Annotated in this window: 18 protein-coding genes and 6 pseudogenes; 11 read left to right on the top strand and 13 right to left on the bottom strand. The window is 59.2% G+C overall.

What is annotated here, in order from left to right; translation table 11 throughout:
- Positions 1 to 553: 553 nt before the first annotated feature.
- Complete coding sequence (locus FHX15_RS29130) at positions 554 to 1,096, bottom strand: DUF1003 domain-containing protein (RefSeq protein WP_184401817.1); 543 nt, start codon at positions 1,094 to 1,096, stop codon at positions 554 to 556.
- Positions 1,097 to 2,163: 1,067 nt separating this feature from the next.
- Here FHX15_RS29130 and FHX15_RS29135 point away from each other — a divergent pair.
- Positions 2,164 to 2,490 (top strand): PRC-barrel domain-containing protein, encoded by a 327-nt coding sequence (locus FHX15_RS29135; protein WP_184328168.1) that lies wholly within the window; start codon positions 2,164 to 2,166, stop codon positions 2,488 to 2,490.
- A gap of 151 nt (positions 2,491 to 2,641) precedes the next feature.
- Positions 2,642 to 4,838, top strand: a pseudogene (locus tag FHX15_RS31515) (ATP-binding protein).
- Between the two features lie 55 nt (positions 4,839 to 4,893).
- Here the strand turns inward: FHX15_RS31515 and FHX15_RS29145 are convergent.
- The 5 genes from FHX15_RS29145 to FHX15_RS29165 form a co-directional block, all read right to left on the bottom strand.
- Entirely contained in the window at positions 4,894 to 5,949 is a 1,056-nt protein-coding gene (locus tag FHX15_RS29145) for a response regulator (RefSeq protein WP_184401818.1), read from the bottom strand.
- Positions 5,950 to 5,957: 8 nt separating this feature from the next.
- On the bottom strand, positions 5,958 to 6,524 hold the full coding sequence (locus FHX15_RS29150; RefSeq protein ID WP_184401819.1) for a chemotaxis protein CheB: 567 nt from the start codon (positions 6,522 to 6,524) through the stop codon (positions 5,958 to 5,960).
- Positions 6,521 to 7,360 carry a protein-glutamate O-methyltransferase CheR gene (locus tag FHX15_RS29155; protein ID WP_184401820.1) on the bottom strand — a complete coding sequence of 280 codons (840 nt, stop codon included), beginning with the start codon at positions 7,358 to 7,360 and terminating at the stop codon, positions 6,521 to 6,523. Before FHX15_RS29155 ends, FHX15_RS29150 begins: the two co-directional genes overlap by 4 nt.
- Positions 7,357 to 10,788: a response regulator gene (locus FHX15_RS29160; protein WP_184401821.1), complete on the bottom strand. Its 3,432-nt coding sequence runs from the start codon at positions 10,786 to 10,788 to the stop codon at positions 7,357 to 7,359. Before FHX15_RS29160 ends, FHX15_RS29155 begins: the two co-directional genes overlap by 4 nt.
- 308 nt (positions 10,789 to 11,096) lie before the next feature.
- A complete protein-coding gene (locus FHX15_RS29165; RefSeq protein ID WP_184401822.1) occupies positions 11,097 to 11,303 on the bottom strand; it encodes a hypothetical protein in 207 nt (68 codons plus the stop codon).
- 153 nt (positions 11,304 to 11,456) lie between these two features.
- Here FHX15_RS29165 and FHX15_RS29170 point away from each other — a divergent pair, with 153 nt between their 5' ends.
- Together FHX15_RS29170 and FHX15_RS31300 are read left to right on the top strand one after the other, a co-directional pair.
- Positions 11,457 to 11,897: a hypothetical protein gene (locus FHX15_RS29170; RefSeq protein ID WP_184401823.1), complete on the top strand. Its 441-nt coding sequence runs from the start codon at positions 11,457 to 11,459 to the stop codon at positions 11,895 to 11,897.
- A 419-nt stretch (positions 11,898 to 12,316) separates the two neighbouring features.
- Positions 12,317 to 12,697, top strand: a pseudogene (locus tag FHX15_RS31300) (NADPH-dependent FMN reductase); the annotation flags it as partial.
- Between the two features lie 223 nt (positions 12,698 to 12,920).
- Here the strand turns inward: FHX15_RS31300 and FHX15_RS29180 are convergent.
- Both FHX15_RS29180 and FHX15_RS29185 read right to left on the bottom strand, forming a co-directional pair.
- A complete protein-coding gene (locus FHX15_RS29180) occupies positions 12,921 to 13,553 on the bottom strand; it encodes a BA14K family protein (protein WP_184401825.1) in 633 nt (210 codons plus the stop codon).
- Between the two features lie 63 nt (positions 13,554 to 13,616).
- Positions 13,617 to 14,015 carry a DUF1236 domain-containing protein gene (locus tag FHX15_RS29185; RefSeq protein ID WP_132658304.1) on the bottom strand — a complete coding sequence of 133 codons (399 nt, stop codon included), beginning with the start codon at positions 14,013 to 14,015 and terminating at the stop codon, positions 13,617 to 13,619.
- A gap of 356 nt (positions 14,016 to 14,371) precedes the next feature.
- Between FHX15_RS29185 and FHX15_RS31305 the strand changes: the two are divergent.
- From FHX15_RS31305 to FHX15_RS29205, 5 genes and pseudogenes are all read left to right on the top strand, one after another.
- Positions 14,372 to 14,509, top strand: a pseudogene (locus FHX15_RS31305) (nutrient deprivation-induced protein); the annotation flags it as partial.
- Complete coding sequence (locus FHX15_RS29190; protein ID WP_184401826.1) at positions 14,502 to 14,918, top strand: phage holin family protein; 417 nt, start codon at positions 14,502 to 14,504, stop codon at positions 14,916 to 14,918. The pseudogene FHX15_RS31305 and the gene FHX15_RS29190, both read left to right, overlap by 8 nt.
- The gene (locus tag FHX15_RS29195; protein WP_184401827.1) at positions 14,918 to 15,907 is read left to right on the top strand and encodes a DUF3618 domain-containing protein; all 990 of its coding nucleotides are present in this window, start codon (positions 14,918 to 14,920) and stop codon (positions 15,905 to 15,907) included. The genes FHX15_RS29190 and FHX15_RS29195 overlap by 1 nt, the downstream gene beginning before the upstream one ends.
- 255 nt (positions 15,908 to 16,162) lie before the next feature.
- Positions 16,163 to 16,501 (top strand): hypothetical protein, encoded by a 339-nt coding sequence (locus tag FHX15_RS29200; RefSeq protein ID WP_409527048.1) that lies wholly within the window; start codon positions 16,163 to 16,165, stop codon positions 16,499 to 16,501.
- A gap of 351 nt (positions 16,502 to 16,852) precedes the next feature.
- Positions 16,853 to 17,332: pseudogene (locus FHX15_RS29205) on the top strand (ProQ/FINO family protein).
- A gap of 255 nt (positions 17,333 to 17,587) precedes the next feature.
- Here FHX15_RS29205 and FHX15_RS29210 read toward each other — a convergent pair.
- Together FHX15_RS29210 and FHX15_RS29215 are read right to left on the bottom strand one after the other, a co-directional pair.
- Positions 17,588 to 17,800: a hypothetical protein gene (locus FHX15_RS29210; RefSeq protein ID WP_184401828.1), complete on the bottom strand. Its 213-nt coding sequence runs from the start codon at positions 17,798 to 17,800 to the stop codon at positions 17,588 to 17,590.
- Between the two features lie 281 nt (positions 17,801 to 18,081).
- Positions 18,082 to 18,375 (bottom strand): hypothetical protein, encoded by a 294-nt coding sequence (locus FHX15_RS29215; protein ID WP_184401829.1) that lies wholly within the window; start codon positions 18,373 to 18,375, stop codon positions 18,082 to 18,084.
- Between the two features lie 429 nt (positions 18,376 to 18,804).
- Between FHX15_RS29215 and FHX15_RS29220 the strand changes: the two genes are divergently transcribed.
- On the top strand, positions 18,805 to 18,999 hold the full coding sequence (locus tag FHX15_RS29220) for a hypothetical protein (protein WP_184401830.1): 195 nt from the start codon (positions 18,805 to 18,807) through the stop codon (positions 18,997 to 18,999).
- 99 nt (positions 19,000 to 19,098) lie between these two features.
- Here the strand turns inward: FHX15_RS29220 and FHX15_RS31310 are convergent.
- A pseudogene (locus tag FHX15_RS31310) lies at positions 19,099 to 19,194 on the bottom strand (AbrB/MazE/SpoVT family DNA-binding domain-containing protein); the annotation flags it as partial.
- Between the two features lie 122 nt (positions 19,195 to 19,316).
- Here FHX15_RS31310 and FHX15_RS29225 point away from each other — a divergent pair.
- Positions 19,317 to 19,469 carry an entericidin gene (locus FHX15_RS29225; RefSeq protein ID WP_184401831.1) on the top strand — a complete coding sequence of 51 codons (153 nt, stop codon included), beginning with the start codon at positions 19,317 to 19,319 and terminating at the stop codon, positions 19,467 to 19,469.
- Positions 19,470 to 19,586: 117 nt separating this feature from the next.
- On the opposite strand, the gene FHX15_RS30815 is transcribed toward FHX15_RS29225, so the two are convergent.
- Together FHX15_RS30815 and FHX15_RS31910 are read right to left on the bottom strand one after the other, a co-directional pair.
- On the bottom strand, positions 19,587 to 20,045 hold the full coding sequence (locus FHX15_RS30815; RefSeq protein WP_210290898.1) for a hypothetical protein: 459 nt from the start codon (positions 20,043 to 20,045) through the stop codon (positions 19,587 to 19,589).
- Positions 20,022 to 20,243 (bottom strand): annotated as a pseudogene (locus tag FHX15_RS31910) (DNA polymerase ligase N-terminal domain-containing protein); the annotation flags it as partial. The gene FHX15_RS30815 and the pseudogene FHX15_RS31910, both read right to left, overlap by 24 nt.
- Positions 20,244 to 20,748: the final 505 nt, after the last annotated feature.

Raw genomic sequence — 20,748 nt, forward strand, 5'->3', positions numbered from 1 at the left:
AGTGGAAGTTGCCCTTGAATAGGTTTCCCGAACACGCAGCGGGTTAGAAGACGCCGAAGGTCGAGACCGACGCCGGACGCCCCGCCATCTGGAGGCGATCGCTAGTTTCATGCGGGCCCTCGGTAAACCGAACCACCCTGTCAAGTCGCGCATGTCTGCCGAGCTTGGTCTTTAGGCGCGGAACCTTCCACTTCCTGCCTGGTTAGATCGCCATGAACGATAGAGAGGAAAAAGCCAGCAAAGGCACGATCAAGTTGGTACCGACCCTTTTCGTCATCGGGATCATCGTTGCCGTCGCGTATCTCACGTTTTTTTCGCCTGGAAACGTCGCCCGCCAAACGCGTCGGCAACCGGTGAGGGCGCTGAGTGATGGCACTGAAGCCGTGGCGCAGGAGCCGAATTGGAGCGGTGACTGTTGGCCTGCCTCTCGACCAATCAATGGACGCATTGTTGCGGGGTGATCGGCTTCAGCCGACGTCCAACCTGTCGTGAAGCCGCAGCATTTGAGTGCCGTATCGCCTCTCGAGGATCAACCCGACGTTAGCGTTGCAACTCAATCGACTTCCTTGGCCTCAAGGCGATCGAGCACCGCCTCAGGTGCGACATCCCTCTTGAGTTCCTCTACCTCGTCATCCGCTTCGGTTGGGACTTCCAGCTTTTTGACGATGGCTTCCACCATCGCGATAAGGCGTGTCGTCTCGTGCTCGTTCAGCAAGCTGACCTGCAGGTCGAGATCAGCCCGCAGGTCATCCTCGGCAGCCATTCTGTTCTGGTTAATGAGCACGAATGTCGAAAGGAAGATCGCCTCTACCGATGCTGCCATCGCCAGTATAACGAGGGAGGGATCCCAGACAGGCATCCCCGGGATCAGGTTCGTATTTGCAATAATCCATAAACCGTACACGACGATATGGATGTAAACGAAGGCAATGGATCCGGCGAACCGACTAATCGCGGCGGCGGCCCGCTCTTGTACGCCTGCCGTGTCCGCTGCCTTGCGGCGACGCTGCAAAATAGCGTCAATATTGCGGTTAAGCGCCGGATGCAGGCTGTCGGCAGCTGGTGTTGTGGGACTGGCTTTTGCAATGTTTTTCATGGTGATTTCCGGTCGCACTCTGTCATGTCGCGCAGGCCGGCGATACGTTTAGACGCTTCATTCTCGCTCGGCGATTTGTTGAAACGTCTGGTTTCGCCATCCCACTTCGTAGAGGAAAGCCAGTTTATTCCGATCAAAATCACGAAGAACTCGTCCCCTGCTTTTCCGAAGCCAATCAGAAGAACGCCACCCGGCTTTGCTATGGGTAATCGTCGCGCTTCCGGATGGTCTTATGATCCGTACTTGTCTCAGAGCTGTTCATCGCTGATACTTTGCTTCGACACTCACTCTTTAACCTCGGCAGCAAACCGAAGTTCCGTCCGACGTCGCTCGAATCTTGTGTAACGGTCGCAAGTAGACCCTTTGGGGCAACAAATATCGTGAAACCGTGTCCCTGAACCTGCGCCGCACAGCTTGCTGGCTCCCGTCGGACCGCCAGGCTTCTCGTCCTGATCGTCACTGGCGACGTGAAGATGCACCGATGGCTGCAGCCGGAACTCACCGCATCGCTTTGCGTTTTCCTAGCCAAGCGCGCGACCGTGCACAGGCGTTCCATGATCGAGAGCAAAGACGACAAATATGGAGAAGGTTTCCTGAAGTGGCCGGCGTAATAGAACCTGCCTGCTTGCGACGGTTGCCCTATTGGCGTCTTGCTCCAGCGAGGCCGATCAGCAAAGACGCATTCTTCAGCAAATGGGGTCATGGGTCGCGAGCGCCGAAATGATCGCCGAGGCCCGATTGGACGGTCGCGTTCCCGCGACGTTCAGCGGGCCTGCTCTGGAGCGGTGCAGCCGAGAAGTTTCCGCGCTGGTAGATGAACTGAAGAACAGCGGGTTTTCGCCGTCCCATACTGGACCTCCCTTCCCTACTTGGCCAAGCAACGGATGCCGCCTCAAGGAGGGATCGCCCGCAAACCGAGCGCGTCGTCTCAGCCCTCAGGCGCACACGGGACGACCTTGATCGGCTGAGGAAGATACGATGAAGAAATTGCTGGAGGTTTCGCTCGGAGTTGTAACCAGCGTCGTGGTTTCGTCGAATGGTTTAAGGTGGATTCCAGGAGGGCTGTCATGAGTGAGCTATTTCTCCAGGATCTGCTGGGCGCACGGGTGCTAGGACCGGGCAACGAGGTGGTGGGACGCATCGAGGAAGTTGTCGCAGAAGCGCATGGCGGCGAACTCTTCGTCGTCGAATACCACGTCGGAACCTTTGCACTTCTTGAAAGCCTGGCGTCCTCTTCGTTCGCACGCGCAGTCCTCGGAGCTGCCGGGCTTCGCTCAGGTGAAGGACTGGCTGTTCCCTGGGATCAGCTCGATCTTTCGAACGCAGCTTCACCAAGGTTGCTGTGTGATCCGCAGCAGTTGAAGCCGCCTCGTCGATCGTCCGCAAGCCCCTAATTGGCGAGGGCTGTGTGAACGTTCGGGCCGACGCCTTTTTATTTGCAGGGCTGGTCAGCACGAGAGCTCGAGCCTCCGACAATCGGTCGGGATATCGGGCGCGGCCATCTTTTTCTTCCCGGCGATTATGCTAACGTCGGCCGGTATCCCAATGGGCAGGCAATTCACGCATTCCGTCAGCGATTTTTCAGCCGAACGTCTCCAGCAAATCCTCGATAGCGCGGTCGACACCGGCATCATCATGCTCGACCTGGAGGGAATTATTACCGGCTGGAGTAAGGGAGCCGAAAGACTTCTCGGATGGTCGCAGACGGAAATGCTTGGGCAGACCCTTGTCGCGATATTCCCGCCCGAGGACGGCGCAGCGGCGCTTCTTGCGACCGAGCTTGCCGATGCCAGGTCGAAGGGAAAGGGGAGCGGCGAAGGATGGAGGTTGCAGAAGGACGGCGGGCGGATATGGGCCGTCGGTGAGACAACGCCGATCCTGAATGACGACGGGCACATCATCGGTTTCGTTAAGATCCTCCGTGACCGCACCGAGCAGCGGGAAACGGAAATTGCGTTGCGGGAGCGCACCCGTGCGCTCGAAATTCTAAATCGCGCCGGCGCCGCTCTTGCCCGCGAAAATGATCTTGAGAAAGTCGTCCAGTTGGTAACGGACGCCGGCGTCGAGCTCACCGGTGCTCAGTTTGGCGCCTTCTTTTACAACCTCGTCAATTCGGCGGGCGAGAGTTATTTGCTGTACACACTCTCAGGCGTTGCCCGCGAGGCATTTTCCAAATTTCCGATGCCCCGCAACACCGAGGTTTTCGCCCCGACGTTCCTGGGGGAGGGAGTCGTTCGATCCGATGACATCACAAAGGACGCTCGCTACGGCAAAAACGCGCCGCACCACGGCATGCCGGAGGGACATCTTCCTGTTCGAAGCTATCTCGCGGTCCCTGTAATTTCGCGAACGGGTGAGGTGATTGGTGGCCTATTCTTCGGGCATTCGGATGTTGGCGTGTTCGATGAATCCTCGGAAAGCGGGCTTGCCGGTCTTGCGGGCGAAGCTGCCGTTGCGATGGATAACGCACGTCTTTTCGAAGCCGCTCAGCGCGAGCTGCAGGAGCGACGGCGCGCGGAAGCAGCGCTTAAGGACCTCAACACCAACCTCGAAAATATGGTGAAGCAGAAGACGGACGAGCTTACGCGGAACGCAGAGGCTTTGCGGCAGGCGCAGAAGATGGAAGCAATCGGTCAATTGACGGGTGGGGTCGCGCACGATTTCAACAATCTCCTCCAGATCATCGTTGGCAATCTCGACACTCTGTTACGAAACCTCCCGGAGGAGTCGGGCCGGTTCAGGCGCGCAGCCTCCCAGGCAATGACCGGGGCAAGACGAGCCGCCGCTCTGACCCAAAGGCTACTGGCTTTCGCTCGCCGGCAACCGCTCGATCCAAAGCCTATCGATGCAAACAGCCTCATCCGCGGCATGTCCGAAATACTGCACCGCACCCTCGGAGAGATTTTCCAGATCGAGGTCGTGCTTGCGGCGGGGCTCTGAAAACGGAGGCGGATCCGAACGAACTGGAAAGCGCGCTGCTCAACCTTGCCATTAACGCCCGCGATGCGATGCAGGATGGCGGCAAGCTCACGATCGAAACCTTCAACGCGCATCTCGATGAAGCCTACGCTTCGATGCATGCCGAAGTGCTACCGGGCCAGTATATCGCCATCAGCGTTTCCGACACCGGGACGGGGATGGATTCCGAAACGCTGTCCCATGTCTTCGAGCCATTTTTCACGACCAAGGACCAGGGCAAGGGCACGGGGTTGGGTCTCAGCCAGGTCTACGGATTCGTGAAGCAATCAAGTGGGCATGTGAAGATCTATTCCGAGGTGGGCGAAGGCACCACGGTCAAATGTATCTGCCGCGATTGTCAGTGGAGAGGGCTGACGAGGAGGGCACGGAAGCCCAAGCGTTGCCGGAGGCGGCAGCAGGCGAGGTTGTCCTCGTTGTCGAGGACGATCCGGATGTTCGCTCCTATTCGGTCGAGTCATTGCGAGAACTTGGCTATCATGTTCTCGAGGCCAAGGATGGTCCGGCGGCGCTACAGACGCTGTTGAGCCACGGCAAGGTCGATTTGATCTTCTCGGATGTCGTATTGCCCGGCGGCATGAGTGGCGCGGAAGTCGTCGTCAAGGCGCGTGAAATGATCCCGACGATCAAAGCGCTATTTACGACAGGATATTCCCGCAATGCCATCGTTCATCACGGCCGTCTCGATAAGGGCGTGAATTTGCTCACAAAGCCATTCTCTTTTGAAGAGCTCGCCGCACGTGTGCGCGATGTTCTCGATCACTGAAGCGGCCGCGGCGATTGCGGTGCCCCCTACTCTCGGTCCTGCCCTCACAAACAGGCTAGGTCGCAAGATTGGCCGCAGGCATTTCCAGCGACAGAGAGAGCCCTTCACTCGTCCAGTTCTTTTCGATCAGGCCGTTAAGGCCGCGCAAGGCCGCCTTTTCGAGCGTGGTTCCGAATCCTTCACGGTTGGAGGCGTCCAATGGGGGAGAGCCCCGCTCGTCCCACGTTATGCGGAACGTGTCGCCAACCGTTGAGGTGGCGATCGCCAGACTGCCATCGGGCGCGGACAAAGCGCCGTATTTGGCTGCGTTCGTGGTGAGTTCATGAAGAAGAAGCGCAAGCGAGGTGAGCGCATTGCCCATGATCGGCGCATCGGAGCCGGTGACAGCGATCTCCGGGCCTTGCTCATGTTCGTGAGGCGCGACGATCGCGCGGATGAGGGCCTGTACTGTCGTTGCCGCGCCGGTTTCGTCAATGCCGCTTGCCAGATTGGGCAGTATCAGTTCATGGGCGCGCGCCAGTGCGTGCATGCGCGCTCTGAGGTCGGTTTCCAGCTCGGCAACAGTGCGGGCGGGCCGCGCGCTCAATGAGATCAGCCCAGCGGTCATGCTGAAGAGGTTCTTGATGCGGTGATTGATCTCGCGAAGCAGGACGTCCTTGTGTTCGGCCGCCTGCTTGAGCGCTGCGGCCTGCGCCGAGAGTTCATCCCTCTGCGCCTCGAGCTGTTGCCTTTGGCGGTAAAGTTCGAAGAATACCTCGACCTTGCTGCGCAGAATATCCGGCTCGATCGGCTTCTGGATGAAGTCAACGGCGCCAGCTTCGTAGCCACGGAAGCGCCGTTGGCCGTCAGACGTTCCGGCTGTGACGAAGATGATGGGGATGCGCCGCGTGCGCTCATTGCCGCGCATGAGTTCCGCCAGCTCGAAGCCATCAAGACCCGGCATCTGCACGTCCACAAGCGCCAAGGCGACATCGTTCTGCAGCAGAAGCTCGAGTGCTTCATCACCGGAGCGGGCTTTCAAAAGAAGAAGGTCATTCCGCCGCAGCAGTGCCTCCAGGGAGAGAAGATTTTCTTCCAGATCGTCGACCAGAAGAAAGGGAACAGGCCCCATGATTTGCCTCAAACCTCGTTTAGATACTTTGCAAGCGCCTCGAGTGACATGATACGAGCGCTCGGACAAATTTGAATGGCCGCTTCGGGCATCGTGGGTGCGAAGGCCGTGCCCGGGTCTTGGACAAGCGTTATCCCATCGGCCTCAGCGACGGCCTGCAAACCTTTCGCACCATCATGATTGGCACCGGTGAGTACAATCGCGATCAAGGCTGGCCCATATGCGTCGGCGGCACTTTCAAACAGCACGTCGATCGACGGGCGTGAAAAAAGGACGGGCTCATCGCTGGAGAGTGAAACGCTTTTATCGAGCTCGACGAGCAGATGATAGTCCGGCGGCGCGAAATAGATCGTCCCAGCAGCAAGCGGCGCCTTGTCTTCAGCCTCTTCCACGTGAAGCTGGCACTTGGCCCGGAACACGTCAGCCAAGACGCTGCGTTTGTCCGGCGGCACATGGACCACCACGAGGATCGGCAGCCGGAAGTTCCTGGGCAGGGCGGGAAGAATGACCGACAGGGCCTCAAGCGCGCCCGCCGATGCACCGATCACGACGGCTTCGGGTTCGATCGCCATCATCCGACCCGCCTCTGATAGATCCTCTCCTCGCGCACGAAGTCGCTGAAGGCTCCGGCATGGCGCGAGAAACGCAGGCTCTCCTTGGCACCCAGTCCGAGAAATCCTTTTCGGGCGAGCGAATCCTTGAACAGCCCCAGCGCGCGATCCTGCAGCACTCGGTCAAAATAGATCAGCACGTTGCGACAGGAGATCAAATGCATTTCCGCAAAGACGGCATCCGTGACGAGGCTGTGATCCGAAAAGACAACGTTTCGCCGTAGCGTCTTGTCGAATAGCACCCTGCCATAAGCCGCCTGATAATAGTCGGAGAGCGAAGACTTGCCGCCGGATTTCCGATGGTTTTCGGTAAACAGCCGCACCCGGTCCAAAGCGTATACGCCGGCCTCCGCAGCACCCAGGGCTTCCTGGTTGATGTCTGTTGCATAAAAAAGGGTGCGCGCTTCGAGCCCCTCCTCCCGAAAAAGGATGACCAGGGAATAGAGTTCCTCGCCGCTGCTGCAGCCGGCGACCCAGATCTTCAGCGACGGATAGGTCCGCAGGTGCGGCACGACTGTCTCGCGGATAGCTTTGAAGTAGCTCGGGTCGCGGAACATTTCACTGACCTGGACGGTCAGGAAGCTCAACAGTCGTGGCAGGAGCGAGGGGTCGTGCAAAAGACCCTCCTGCAGTGCCGAGAAGGTTGCAAAGCCCATTTGCAGGCGCGCCTGCTTGAGGCGACGCTTGATCGATGCCATCGCATAATTGCGAAAGTCGTAATGGTATTTGAGGAACAAAGCTTCCAGAAGGAGCCGGATCTCGATGTCCTCGCTTTTTTCCGAAGTAGACCCGTCCGTCATTTCGGAATCCAGACCCGAACGAGCGACAGAAGCTTCTCGACGTCGAGGGGCTTTGCCATGTAGTCGTTGGCACCAGCCTCGATGCAGCGCTGCTGGTCATCCGGCATGGCCTTGGCGGTCAGTGTGATGATCGGTAGCTTCCTCCATTCGGGGTTCTTGCGAATTTGACGCGTGGCCGTCAGGCCGTCCATGACGGGCATCATCACATCCATCAACACCAGGTCGATCGCGAACCGCGGGTCGATCATCGCTTTCTCCAGGGCATCCAGCGCTTCCCGGCCATTGCGGGCAATCTCGATGATTGCGCCACGCGGCTCAAGTATATTGGTAAGCGCGTAGACATTGCGCACGTCATCCTCGACGACGAGAATACGGCGCCCTTCGAGAAGCGCGTCGCGATGTTGCGCCCTGCGGATCATCTTCTGCTGCTCGGCTGGGAGTTCCGAAATCACCTGATGCAGGAAGAGGCTCACCTCGTCGAGAAGGCGCTCGGGAGACTTTGCCCCCTTGATAATGATCGATTTGGAGTAACGGCGCAGCTTTTGCTCGTCGTCCGCCGACAATTCCCTGCCGGTATAGACGATCACTGGGGGAAAGGCGTAGGCGCTCTCCTGGCTCAACGTCTCGAGAAGCGAGTAGCCGGATGCATCCGGCAGGGAGAGATCGAGGACCATGCAGTCAAAGGTCTCTTGTCGCAGACGTTCAAGGCACTCTGCCGCCGTGCTCGCGGTGACCGTCTCGACGTCCTGCGTCCCGAGCAGTTTAGCAACCGCGTCGCGCTGTACCGAATCGTCCTCTACGATCAGAACCCGATTGACGCGCTGAGAAAGCCTTGCGTCCAGCTTTTGGAGGACATCAACGAGTTCGTCGCGATTGACCGGTTTGACAGCATACCCGACGGCGCCAAGCGAATAGGCAGTTTCCGCATGATCGCCTGCCGATACGATATGAACAGGAATGTGGCGGGTCTTGACGTCGTGCTTTAGGCGATCGAGGACCGAAAGCCCTGACTGGTCAGGCAGGCCGACATCGAGGATGATCGCATTCGGCATGAAATCCTTGGCCAACCGCAGCGCCTCATCAGCCGTTCCCGCGATCAGCGCATGAAAGCCCATCTCACGTGACAGATCGCGCACGATCGAGGCGAACATCTCGTCATCTTCGATGATCAGCAGGACGCGCTTTGCGTCGGTCAGTGCAGCACGATCGTCCGCGATCCTGTGCACGGGGCCCGGCGCCGAAACACGGATTTGCTCCGGCAGTGCAACCGGTGGCACGACGAGTGCGCCGGGCTTCAGGTTCTCCGGCACGATCTTTGCCGGGTCGTAGGCTTGGGGGATAGTGACGGTAAAGGTACTGCCCTGCCCCGGCTGGCTCGCAAGACCGATGGTGCCGCCCAGCAGGTGCACAAGCTGCCGGCAGATCGAGAGACCGAGGCCAGTGCCACCATACTTGCGGCTGATGGTGCTATCGGCCTGATGGAAAGCATCGAAGACGTGGCGCTGCTGTTCGCTCGCTATGCCAATGCCGGTATCGCTCACGGAGAAGGCGACATGTCCGGCATCGGCGCTGCGGATCGACAGCGTGACCAGGCCGGCATCGGTGAATTTGACGGCGTTCGACAGGAGGTTCTTCAGCACCTGTTCAAGCCGCTGCGGATCCGTTTCGATGACCGCAGGGCAGTCCGGCGCGATCTCGATGGCAAAGTCCAGTTTCTTATGGGCCGTCAGCGGATGGAAAACCTGGCGAAGATTGCTCGCCAGGCGCTCGACCGTCATCATTTCGGGCCGAATCTCCACGTGACCGGCTTCGATCTTCGAAAGATCGAGAATGTCGTTGATGAGATTCAACAGGTCATTGCCGGAGGACTGGATGGTCTTTGCATATTTGACCTGCTCTTCGGTGAGGTTGTCTTCCGGATTGTCTGCGAGAAGCTTGGCAAGGATGAGCGACGAATTGAGCGGGGTACGCAGCTCGTGCGACATGTTGGCGAGGAAATCCGACTTGTACTGGCTTGCCTGCTCCAGTTCCCGCGCCTTGAGGCTGACGGCGGCATTGGCCTGCTCGAGATCGTCACGCTGCTTTTCCAGTTGCTGGGCTTGTTCTTCGAGCTGTGTATTGGTCTGTTCGAGCTCGACCTGCTGCTGCTCGAGGCGTGCCTGGGACTCCTTCAAAGCCCGGCTCTGTTCCTCCAATTCTTCATTCGAGACCCTGAGTTCCTCGCTCTGGGTCTGCAATTCCTCGGACTGTCGCTGGGTCTCTTCCAGCAGGTTCTGGAGTTCGCTGCGATAGGTCGCCGATCGAACGGCGACGGCAACGGCTTCCGATGCCCGCTCCAGAAGAACGATTACCCTCTCGTCGACGGGGCGCAGGAAGCCGAGTTCTAACACCGAGTTGACGGCGCCGTCGACGCTACCCGGTAGAATGACCAGATGTCTCGGCTTGTCCGCACCGAACGCCGAACCGAAGGCGAGATAGCCGTCCGGCACCTCATCGATCACTATCGATCTGTCCTGCGCAGCTGCCTGACCGAGCAGGCCTTCTCTTGGCCTAAACTCGATCGGGATGCTCTCATTGTCGCGAACTCCGTAAACGGCGGCGCGTCGGTAATTATAGCCATCACTGGTAAAAATGGCGCCTGCGACAGCGCCAGCGTAAGCGGCCAGAAAGTCCAGGATGCTGTTGCCGAGCTGCTCCAGAGTTTGATCCCCCATCATGGCGCTCGCCAGTCCGACCTGGCCCGACTGGAGCCACTCGTCCCGGCGTCGGGCAAGCGTGGCCCTGCGCACCAGATAGCCGATCGTCATCGTGAGCAGGAGCCCGAGAGCCCCGGAGAGTAGCGTGCTGACGAGCGCCGTGCGTTGGGCGCTATTCATTTCGCTAAGCCGCTGGATTCTGGTTTCTCCCTCGCTTGCCGTCATAGCGGCGACTTGCGCACGGATTGCATCCATCTCGATCTTGCCGCTATCGGAATTGACGATGGCGAGTGCCGCTTCGAGGCCGGCGTTGCGGCGTAGATCGATCGATCTGGCGAGCTCTCCCAGCTTGGCTTCGACATGTTGCTGAAGCGTCGTCAACCTTTCGCTCTGGCCGGGATTACCGCTGGTGAGGCCCCTGATTTTGTCCAACTGCGGCCTGATCGCACGAAGCGCCGTATTGTAAGGAGCGAGATAGCTTTCGTCGTTCGTTAGCAGGAAACCGCGCTGCCCTGTCTCGGCGTCCTGAAGTTGCGAGAGCAGTTCATCGAGCGCGACGATCGCGACGTGGGTCTGGACTATTCTCGCGTTGCCCTCTTCCAGGGTCTGGAGATTGAAATAGGCCATGAACCCGCTGACCAGGAAAAAAAGGAATGCGCCGACAAGTCCAAGGGCGATAGGCGGATCAAGTCCCAGCATTCGTGTGGAAATACCGGACGGTTGGGATTGCATCGTGACTGTTCTCGTGGGCATTGACGGCGGGATAAATGGGGACATGAGATAACGCTGTCGATCGACGCGCCATCTCGCTTGACCGTCACAATTTGGGAGGCAATCCCGAAAGTGGTAGACCCAATCTGAACAATTTTGCGCTGCGCGCCTTCTTTATCACAGTGGCGCTTCGTCAGGAGAGTGAGCAGTAAAAAGTGCGAGCGCTGGTCGTGTGCATACAAGCCTGCAGAATCCTGCCCCGATTTTTAAGGGGCGCCGACGAAACTGGCCGAAGTCTCAGGAGCTTCCGAAGCTGAGCGTGTGTCGCTTCATGCGCAACCCGGGTTGGCCGACATCATGTCGTCAGCCAATGAACAGCCGTCGTGCTCAGCCCGATCAAGTCTGGCGAGCAGTCCGCGAAATCTGTCGTCGAGATCCTGCGGAATGGAGAAGGCCGCAAGCCGATGCAGCTGCCGCGCGGCCTCGGGATGACGTGAAAAGTGCGGGACCGTTCTCTTGAGGTTGTCCTGTTCCATCGACCTAGAACTCGCTAGTCAAACCAATGTTCCGTCTCAGCCGAGTGGGGATTCGGCTGGTGTTGAAAACGCTGCAGCACGTGGCTGACCAGCCTCCTTGGCGCTTTCGAACAAAAGAACGCCATTTGCGTTAATCGCGCAAAGGAGTTGTCCATGCGCGTGATCATCGAGAACCGTTTAGGGTATATGCCGGGAGAGTATCCTGATGCGGCCAGTCTGGACAAAGCTCAGCAGTGCGTCGATGAATTCCTCCTCTTCGTCAAGGCGAACGAGATCGGCAGTGACATTATCGACGAGATCGAACTACCGGTTCCCAAGGCGTTCCTGATCGGTGCGTTCTCCATCGTCATCGCCGCAGAACGGCGGCCCGATATCAGAAACCTGCTGATCAAAGCTGGGATCTCGCTTGCCCAATACCGGCCACGCCTTGGCCCTCGCATCCGAATAAGGCCGGGTTCGCCCCGGTGGCGCCCAGAGCCGTCCATGGCGAAGGAGGCCGCTCTTCGTCTGGAACGCACCTTGAACAGTGTTGCTTGGGAGCGCGTCCAGCTCGCCGAGGCCTATCTTGGCGTGATCCGTCGCTCTCTCAACTAGCTAGCTCGCCGAGAACGCTGTGTCAGAAACCTGGCAAGCCAGAGCAGGTGCTAATCAAAGGATCACCGTCTACAAGTCGATGGTCCTGGTCAAAAAGCCGTGTTCTGCCGGCAGCCACAGCGCAGGGCCGCAGGTCGGCCGCGCGCCCAGGAGCATCGGCAACTCCGACAGGGCCTTCCTCGAAAGCCGACAGCGTGGATGCGGCGACGCTACGTCAGCGGGAGCACTACTTGGTGACGTGACTTAAGGCCGTCGATCCCGTCTTCCAACGTCTGGCCGCCATGAACTTGATCGCAGGAGATATCGCAACGCTTCTTGCCCGACGCTTTCCCTCGCTCACGCCACTTCCCTCTGCCGATGGGTTTAGGAACATGGGGCGCATTCGAGACGTTGAGTGAAACGATCTCGACGGAGCCTCCATGCCAGCCACCACACACGATCTTGAGCCCCGAAAAGGCAGCCCGAGCCCACGGATAGACGAGGAGGAATTCAAGCATCACTTCCTCAATCAGTTTCGCGATCCTTCCTTCACGCCGCTTTGCGAGGAATTGCGAAAGATCGCAGATGCTGCGTGGGATGCCTATGCGAACTCGCGAAAAAGCCCAAAGACACAAAAAGCCGGAGCAGGATTTGCCGATCCCCACTACGATCTTTCAGTCGACTGGGTCCGGACGTGGAGGGCTATCGGACGAGCGCAGGCTCGTCACGATGATGCTGGGGCGCCAAGGCGCGTTCTATTGATCAATGGTTCGTCGCGCAGCGAACATACCTGTCCTGGCGAGGTTTCGAAAAGTTTCCGGGACAACAGCTCACCGCCGGCTCAACCCTTACCCAGCCACGTCAAAAGTAGAACGTAGGCGGAGATCCGCGGTACCGACGGAAAAATCAGGCTGTCCCCCGGCGATCCCGATGTCGGTCACAGCCGCTCTATATCCATCCGCTGTCAACGGCCTTCATCGATGGCTTTTATACCGATGTGTCGGGCGGCAGCTTTGGTGGGTCGGAAACCTCCGTCATGGGCGCTCAGTTCGACACCAACGTGTTTTCGGCTCGCGGGCCTGAACCGGTGGCCGAGGCGACAACCTGGCGCGCCGGCGCAACACAGGCTCTGCGCGGGCCATCGAAGGGCTGGTAACTGTTATCCTCTGCCCGATAGGATTGGTAGCGGGCCGCGCACCATGCTTTGGCGCTGTCCGCAGGTCCGGATTCCTGCTGTTGCGGACTCGCTCCGGCCGTCCTCAGAGGAGCCGAATACGGCGAGGTGCATGTTTTCGTCTGCCCGCTGTAAGCTCGATAGCTGTTGGTAGCGGGATCGAAAGACCGATAATGGTTGGAGCACCAGTCCACGTGCTCTGGCAACATCGTCGCTATCGGTGTTGCCTCCGGTTCGTGCGGGGCAGGCGCCTCGGCCCGCGAGGCAACCGCCAGTTTCGGCGCGTCGGTGACATAGCTGGAATAGACAGCTGGAATGCGTTCGTAATGTTGGCTGGCGACGTCTACCCGCACCGGTTTCGTCGTCCAGATATCCGGTCGCGAGAGGCTTTCGAACGTCTGAGGCCCGGGATCGGCCAGCACGACTGAGGCGACCGAGCCGGCGGCAAAGCACAGGCCAATAGAACTCGCGATACCAAACGCCAGTGAAGCGATGGCCTTCATGATCAAAACCCTGCTTATTTGGAAAGAGACGGACGCGGCAGCGTGCCGCGTCCAGGCGCAAGGTCAGTTGATGACCTGAATAACCTTGCGGGACGACGGCTCGACGATGACGCGCTCGTCGTTCACGATCGCATAGGAATATTTCGGGTTCTCCGGAACCGGCGTCACGACCACCGTTTCGGGAAGCGGCTGGCCAACCACGACCTTCTCCCTGACGACGACGGGGGTCGCGGGCGCCGGGGCCTGCTGAACATAGGTAACGACCTTCTGCGGCGGCGGATCGATTGCCGTGCCGACGATCGCGCCGGTTACGCCGCCGACAGCTGCACCGACCGGACCGCCGACGATCGCGCCGGTAATGGCGCCGCCTGCAGCTCCGTTGACCGTCGACGACTGAGCAAAAGCCGCGCCCGACATAAGTGTCGCGGAGACAGCCGCGCCGATCATGATCTTGTGAAACATCATATCCTCCTTTGACTGATGCGGCCATGGGACCGCAGGCCAAGAACGAGCGATCGCGCAGTCGGTTCCGGGAATAGGACTTTGGTCCGTGGTAGCTATCTTGCAGGCGGGCCGGGCGAACCAACGAACAAGCTGCTGGGTGGGCCGCGCGGAGATTGTTGTCCGAGCAACACTGACGGCGGCCGTCGCGCGATAGGTCCACCTTCCATGCGCGCAAGCCCTGTTCGCGACCTCCCGCGCCAGGCTTGAAGCCGGCGCCAGTTGGCAGGAAGGGCTCCGGCTCGATTGAGTTCGCCCATCATCACAGATGGTGCCGGCGCGCCATGATAGCGGTTGCGGCAGCTATCATCGGCGATGGCCGAAGGGAACCTGTGGCCTTCCTGGGGGCCGCAGCTTTGGCCGGTCTTGTGGCAAGTCGATTTTTGACCGCATCAGCCAAACGTTCGAAGACGCCCACGGCGTCCGGACAACCCGGGAGAAGCAACAATGGCTAAACCAAACGAAAATACGCCTTTATCAGAGTTGATCGGAGGGCTTCTTTCCGACGTAACGGGATTGCTGCGGAAGGAAATCGACCTTGCAAAGACCGAGGCCTCAGAAAAACTCAATAGGGCCTTGGGTGGGATCGAGACCCTGGTAATCGGGATCGTGCTCGCTATCGGCGCTGTGGGCGTGCTTCTCAGCGCTCTGGTCAGCGGGCTTTCAGCTGTCCTTGCTCGAAACGGCATGAGTGAGCCCACTGCGAGCGCGCTCGCGGCCGTGATCGTCGGGCTCGTTATTGGTGGGATTGCCTGGCTTCTCGTCTCGAGAGGCATTTCCGCGGTGCGAGACACGCAGCTGACGCTTGATCGCACAGCAGCGTCGCTTCGGCGCGATACTGATATCGTGAAGGAGAAAGTGTAATGACGCATTCTTCCGAAAAATCCTCAGCCGAGCTGCAGCGCGAAATCGACAGGGATCGCGAAAGGATCGGAGCACGCATCGATGCGATCCAGGAGCGCATGTCGCCCGGACAGCTTGTGGATGAGGTCATTGCATACGCCAAAGGCAGCGGCGGTGCGGATTATCTCACCAATCTTGGAAAGGCGGTCAAAGCCAATCCATTGCCTGTCGCACTGATGGGCGTCAGCTTGGCATGGCTCGTTGCCAAGCAGGGCACATCGACGCAAACGCCAGGCGCCGATGACAGCGAGGTCAGGCCGCTTTATCCTGCCCGCGGGACGATCAAGCGCATCGGACCGCCCGAGGAGATCGGCGGTGTTCGCTACAGCCATTTCACCGATGAGTCCGGCGAACGGTTCAAGGCCCTTACCGACGAGACGGGTCGGCGAGCCGGCGATTTCCTCAACGCAACCGGCAAAGCCTATCGCGGCTTTTCGGATGCTGCCGGCGAGCGAATTTCTGCCATTCGCGATGAGGCGGGCTCCGTTCTGGATGCCTCCTTGGGCTGGGCTTCCGATACCTGGAGCAGCGTCAAAGGAACGGTCGGCGGCGCAGCGGAGACGGTTGATCAAGTTGCAGGTTCTGTATCCAACACCGCATCGTCAACGGGAACGGTTCTGAAAGAACAGTCAAGCCGGCTGAACAACGCAATCCTGTCTCATTTCCGCGATCAGCCGCTTGTCGGCGGTGCTCTTGCTTTTGCGGTTGGTGCGGCGATCGGAGCCGCACTGCCGCATTCACAGCACGAAGACGAGCTGCTCGGGGAAGCCTCGGACGCCGTCAAGGCGAACGCTGCCTCAAGGGCTGGCGACGCGGTGAATCAGAGCATGGATGTTGCCTCCGACATGCTGGACAAGGCCGTATCGGTGACAGCCGACGTGCACGATGCCGCCAAGGAGCGCATCGATAAAGAAATTGATGCCCTGAAGAACAGAGACGCTGCCGGCTAGGCGTCGTCTCGGATGCAGCAAAAGCACGCTCTCGTGATCGTCTGTCACGGGAGCAGGTGGCGCTCCTCTTTGCGGGGTGCCTGACGTCCCCATGGGTTCGCAATTGCCTTTGGGCGCTTCGGCGGCAAGGCGGAAGCACGGAGCCTGCTGCGCGTGACCGTCGCCGGAAAATCGATTCGCCAGGAACCTTGCCGGTCAGTGACGGTTGGAAGGGGCCATCGCGGCATGGTTGCGTAGGCGATCCTACTGGAGGCAATGATGGAGCGAATAGTCTATGCGGTCATCCTGGCGGGCCTCGCCGGCGTTGCCTACGCACACCAAGCGCCGTCCGGTTTCCAATATTCTGCTTTCTGTTGCAACGGCGACGGCGAATCTGGCGATTGCCAGCCAATCCCGTCGCAGGATGTCAAGATCCACGGTGCCAACTATGAATTTTCGCTCAAGCCAGGAGATCATCGGCTGGCAACGCATGGGCACCTGTTCTCCGTTCCTCAATCGAAAGCGATGATGTCGATGGACGGCTTCTATCACCTATGCCTCTTTCCCAACGAAGACGTGGTGCGCTGTTTTTACGCTCCTCAGATGAACTTCTGAGAGCGATTGCCGTCGCTGACACCCCTAACCGCAAAATGCCGGCCGGATGCCGAATCGCCTGGTGGGTGTTCTTTGTCCTTACGCATTGAACCGGCGGCCGCAGTTCGAGCATATGCCTGTCGTGAGCGGCCTCGCCAAAACCGATGCCGCCGCCATCATGGCTATGCGCGTAGCAATCTCACCCCGCAGCTTGATCGGCCGTCCGCCGCCGGAATATTGTTCCATATCCAGGGTCGGCTCGTGGCTTCTGCCAGGACAGTCGATCTTCATAGCAGATAGCCAAGGTCATTCACTCGATCGTCATGATCATGTGACAGTCGGGCGGTTCATGCGATCTTCGGAGGGAAAATGATGGATCTTTGGACAGAAAGCCGGGGACCGGTCAGAGCGACGCAGCGCGATGTTCAAAAGGCCGGCGCGATCAACGCGCTGCTCGTGCATCCGATCGACGTCTTGCCGCACCAGCCAGGCGACCCAATCCGTCCTTTCGCGCTGGGAATCTTCAATGAGATGCGCCCGCTTCTCAAGCCCGAAGTCGGGCTGACAAAGTTGAGGCGCGCGACCGCAGTTTATGTGAGGCTGAAACGGTATTACTTTGCGAGCGCCCAGCCAGGCGCCATGCGCCACGATTTGGCCGGCGCGCCGGTTTAGCCAGTTTCCGATAAGGACCGGCTGGAAGCGCAACGACGTTTTCTGGAGATGAAGCAGTCGCTCACCGCGGACGCGCCGCCAGCCACAGTGCCTGAACGGCCGGAAGGCGCGCGCGAACCGACCAAGAATGAACTGATACGGGCCGCGCTTCTCAAGCGGCGTTCGGCGGCGGCAACATGAGCGTCTTTCAGCGCGAAGGGTCGTTGCTGGCAATGTCAATGGTGAGGTTCACCGAATCCAGCTCGACGGAAGAGTGGCGCAACAGTCGCCGCCCGGCGAGTGGATATTGAACCGAAACCCTCTCGTCGTGTCCAAAAGATGTCGGTTTGCCTTGCGCCGCAGTCGGCCCTCACGACGATGTGGCAACCGGTCAGGCGTTTCCAACAAGCACTTCCGCTCCTCCTCGCGCGCTAGATCTAAATCGCAGGCGCCTCTTCAGAAACCTAGATCTTCCGTGATCGCGTGAATGGAAGGCGTTCGCTTCTTGGCCGCCATCAGCAGGTCGAGTTCGACCGAGGACGGTCCGAAGCGCTCGTAGATGTTCTTGGCGCTTTCACGATCAAGCTTATATTTTCGTTCGAACTCTTCCAGGGAATAGGGACAGCCCCGCATTGTGCGTTTGCGCTCCGTTGTCGTCGTTTCAGTCATTGCAAGCTCCATTGTGCACTGGCGGCGTAATGGCGCAGGCTCTTGATTGTTCCGCGATTTCGTAACGGAGATATGCTTCGACGAAAGCGCCTGAAACTGGCGTGTCGAAGAGCTAAAGGGACGCGCGAATTGATCGACGGGGGGATTACGAGATTTCAATTTTCGACCGTCAGCGACGGCGCCTCGCAATGTCGGAGTTCCGTTAGGCGCACGCAGATAGCTGCGGCTCCATCCTGAAATCAAGGACCTTCGCGTCCGAACGCAGGTAACCCCCTGCTCGCTTAACGGCACTCCTCACTCAAGGTACCATTGCGCATTTGTGCGCGCCACTCACGCGTGTCAGGTCGCGGGCATGAGCGCTCGGTGCGGTGGATCGCTGTAACGCTTCCGGTTTCGACGGGGTCGAGCGGGATCGCGATGCCCCCTTGGTCGTAGTCCTGACGGTAGCGATCGGTCCCAGGCGGCATACCCCCGAAACGACCGCTGGAGTCCATGTCCCCAAAAGACTGGCAAAAGCCGGGGGCGGTGCTGAAGCCGGCCAGAACAATCAACGTTAATGCGACGAGCCTGCGCATGACGGTTTTCCTTTTTTGGTTGGCAGGAGGAAAATCGTCGTGGGCTCTTCTTGTTCCAGATGCATCCTCTATCCACAATGGTTCTCGAAAAGCCTCGGCTCTCTCGACCGTCCTCGGCGATCACAGCGACACAGGCACGTCCAACATCCCGATATTCGCGCGGATCGACTTTCGGGCAGCGCCTGCGCCGGTTGGTTCCACCAGCCTTCCTCTCCCTAGTGTCGTGGCTTTGTCACACCGGCGGCGTTTTTCGTCAGGTTTAGCCGCTCGTCTTGAAGCGAATCGCGAAAGGCGCGAAGTGAGAAATTCGGATGAAACGATGAGGGCGTGCGATTTGTTCAGGGTCATTGAGCGTGGGCCTCATTGTCCGGCCGCGCAAGATTGTGCGAGCGACGCGGTCTTAAAACTTCGCGGAGAGGGGCAGCGGCGTTGCGGCAGGCAGGCATCGAACGCTATGAATCACGCCAAAGGGTAACGGGTCACGCCATCCCGCCATCGCTGAAGTTCTTCAAGCTGCAGATTGAATTTGCAGTCCAGGCTTTGTCGCAGCTGTCGCCCTTGCCGGCCGATTATATGTCCGACCGCTACTGGCCGCTGCATGAAAACCGGGCGGACCTTGGGTGAGGCAGCCCGTTCAATCGGTCAGGCGGGCGTCGCCGACCTGCCGCAGAGTCCTGCTGATCTCCTAAAGCTCGCAAGACGATTGGTATCAACGGCGATTTTTCACGCCTCGTGGCTCCAGCCTTCGGCAGCAATTTCATTCATTTCCTCGATCGTCAGGGACTTTTTCACCTTGCCAGCGTCCCGTCCGATAATTGATCGCCCCTGCGGCGCAGGCCGGGGGCGAGGGATTCGATGGGCCCATCGCGCTTGCATCGATTCATTGGAACTGTGAAGTCTTTAAAGTGTTATGGCCTCGTTCGATCAACCGGGGACTTCCAATGAAGATCGCTTCCGCAATCGCAGTAACCTTCATCTTGACCCTCACCCTTTCATCATGCGGCAATACGATCCGCGGCATGGGCCAGGATACGGCAAACACCGTCAATGCCACCCAAAATGCAGGCCATCGCGTTGCCAACGCAGCTAAGTAAAACCCCAATCAGCAAGCCCGCCGGCTGGTGATGCCGACGGGCGCCCTGCGGTGGCTTTGGTGAAACATCAGAATTCACCTCACGGATTGCTCCTCGTCCGTTGCATCGAATGTGACATCACCCTTTTAGCTCACGCCCCAATGCGTATCGATTGGAAACTTCGTACTCGGGATCGTCATGATTATCGGAAGATAGCTCACGGCGGCGCGTGCACTTGCAGATCTCACCCAGGCGGAGTTGGCCGCGGCGGCCAATATTTCGGTTCCAATGCTGCAGCGGATGGAAGCGAGCGATGTCCCTGCCGAAGACATGAAGAATGACGTTGCGGCAGTCGTAGGCGCCCTTGAAGCGGCCGGCGTCCGTTTGATTGACGGCAGCTATTCTGGCGCCGGCGGCCCTGGCGTGCGGCTCGCTTCGCCGGTTGGAGCCTCGGTTGACGTCGACGAGGCGCAGACCGTGCAATACGAGGAACACCTGACGAATGACGCGCCGCCCGGCGCAGGCGGCTAGACGCGGATCAGTATGGACACCGCCACGCTCGTGTGCTCCTCCGCCTTCGAAGTCGCCATAGTCCAAAGGATGGCTCTTCTACCTCCACAGCTAGTCTTTTGCCGACCCGATCGAAGACGGGCCCCTGGCGAGCGCCCATGACTTGAAGATACCGTCGTCGCGTTCCAATCGCAGATGACCGACCGCGGTGGCGCCATCAGGTTCCCTCGTATTGCGGAAGTTCCGTTTGCTTCGTCGGGCGGAGTGCTTGTCGAGTAGCCGCAGAAAGTGGACTTCGATGGTTGGGTCGAAGCTGAGCTCAAAACGTGACGTCCTCTGCCGAGGCGTCGGCGATCGGGGACAGAGCCCCCTCACCTCTCGTCAATGCGGGGTAGTCACGGACACCGACCGCTGACTTTCGATCGATCATCATGCCAGCCTCGGTTTTCTCGACAAGATGACGATTGAAAGGCGTTGTCCGGGCTCCCGGGTCGACCCTTCATGCAACGCCCCCGATCCGCCAAGATCGAGGGCGTCGTGCAGGAGACGCGACATCTCTCGTGACACGTCGAGAGGAGACATGGCCGCCGCCGCGCCCTTTCAACAAACTTCGGTCTGATCTAGATGTTCCCGCGGCCCTGCAAGAAGGTTGCTCGACCTCGTCGGGCATTTGCCAAGGGTTCCATAGGGGCGTTTTCATTTGCAGAATTTCGGTCTCCTTACCTCGCTTCGAAAGGTTGCCGGATCGGCGCCTCAGGCAAGGCAGGGCGAAGCAACCGCACGCGGGAGG

The sequence above is a fragment of the Rhizobium sp. BK650 genome (genome assembly GCF_014195325.1).
GTDB lineage: Bacteria > Pseudomonadota > Alphaproteobacteria > Rhizobiales > Rhizobiaceae > Rhizobium.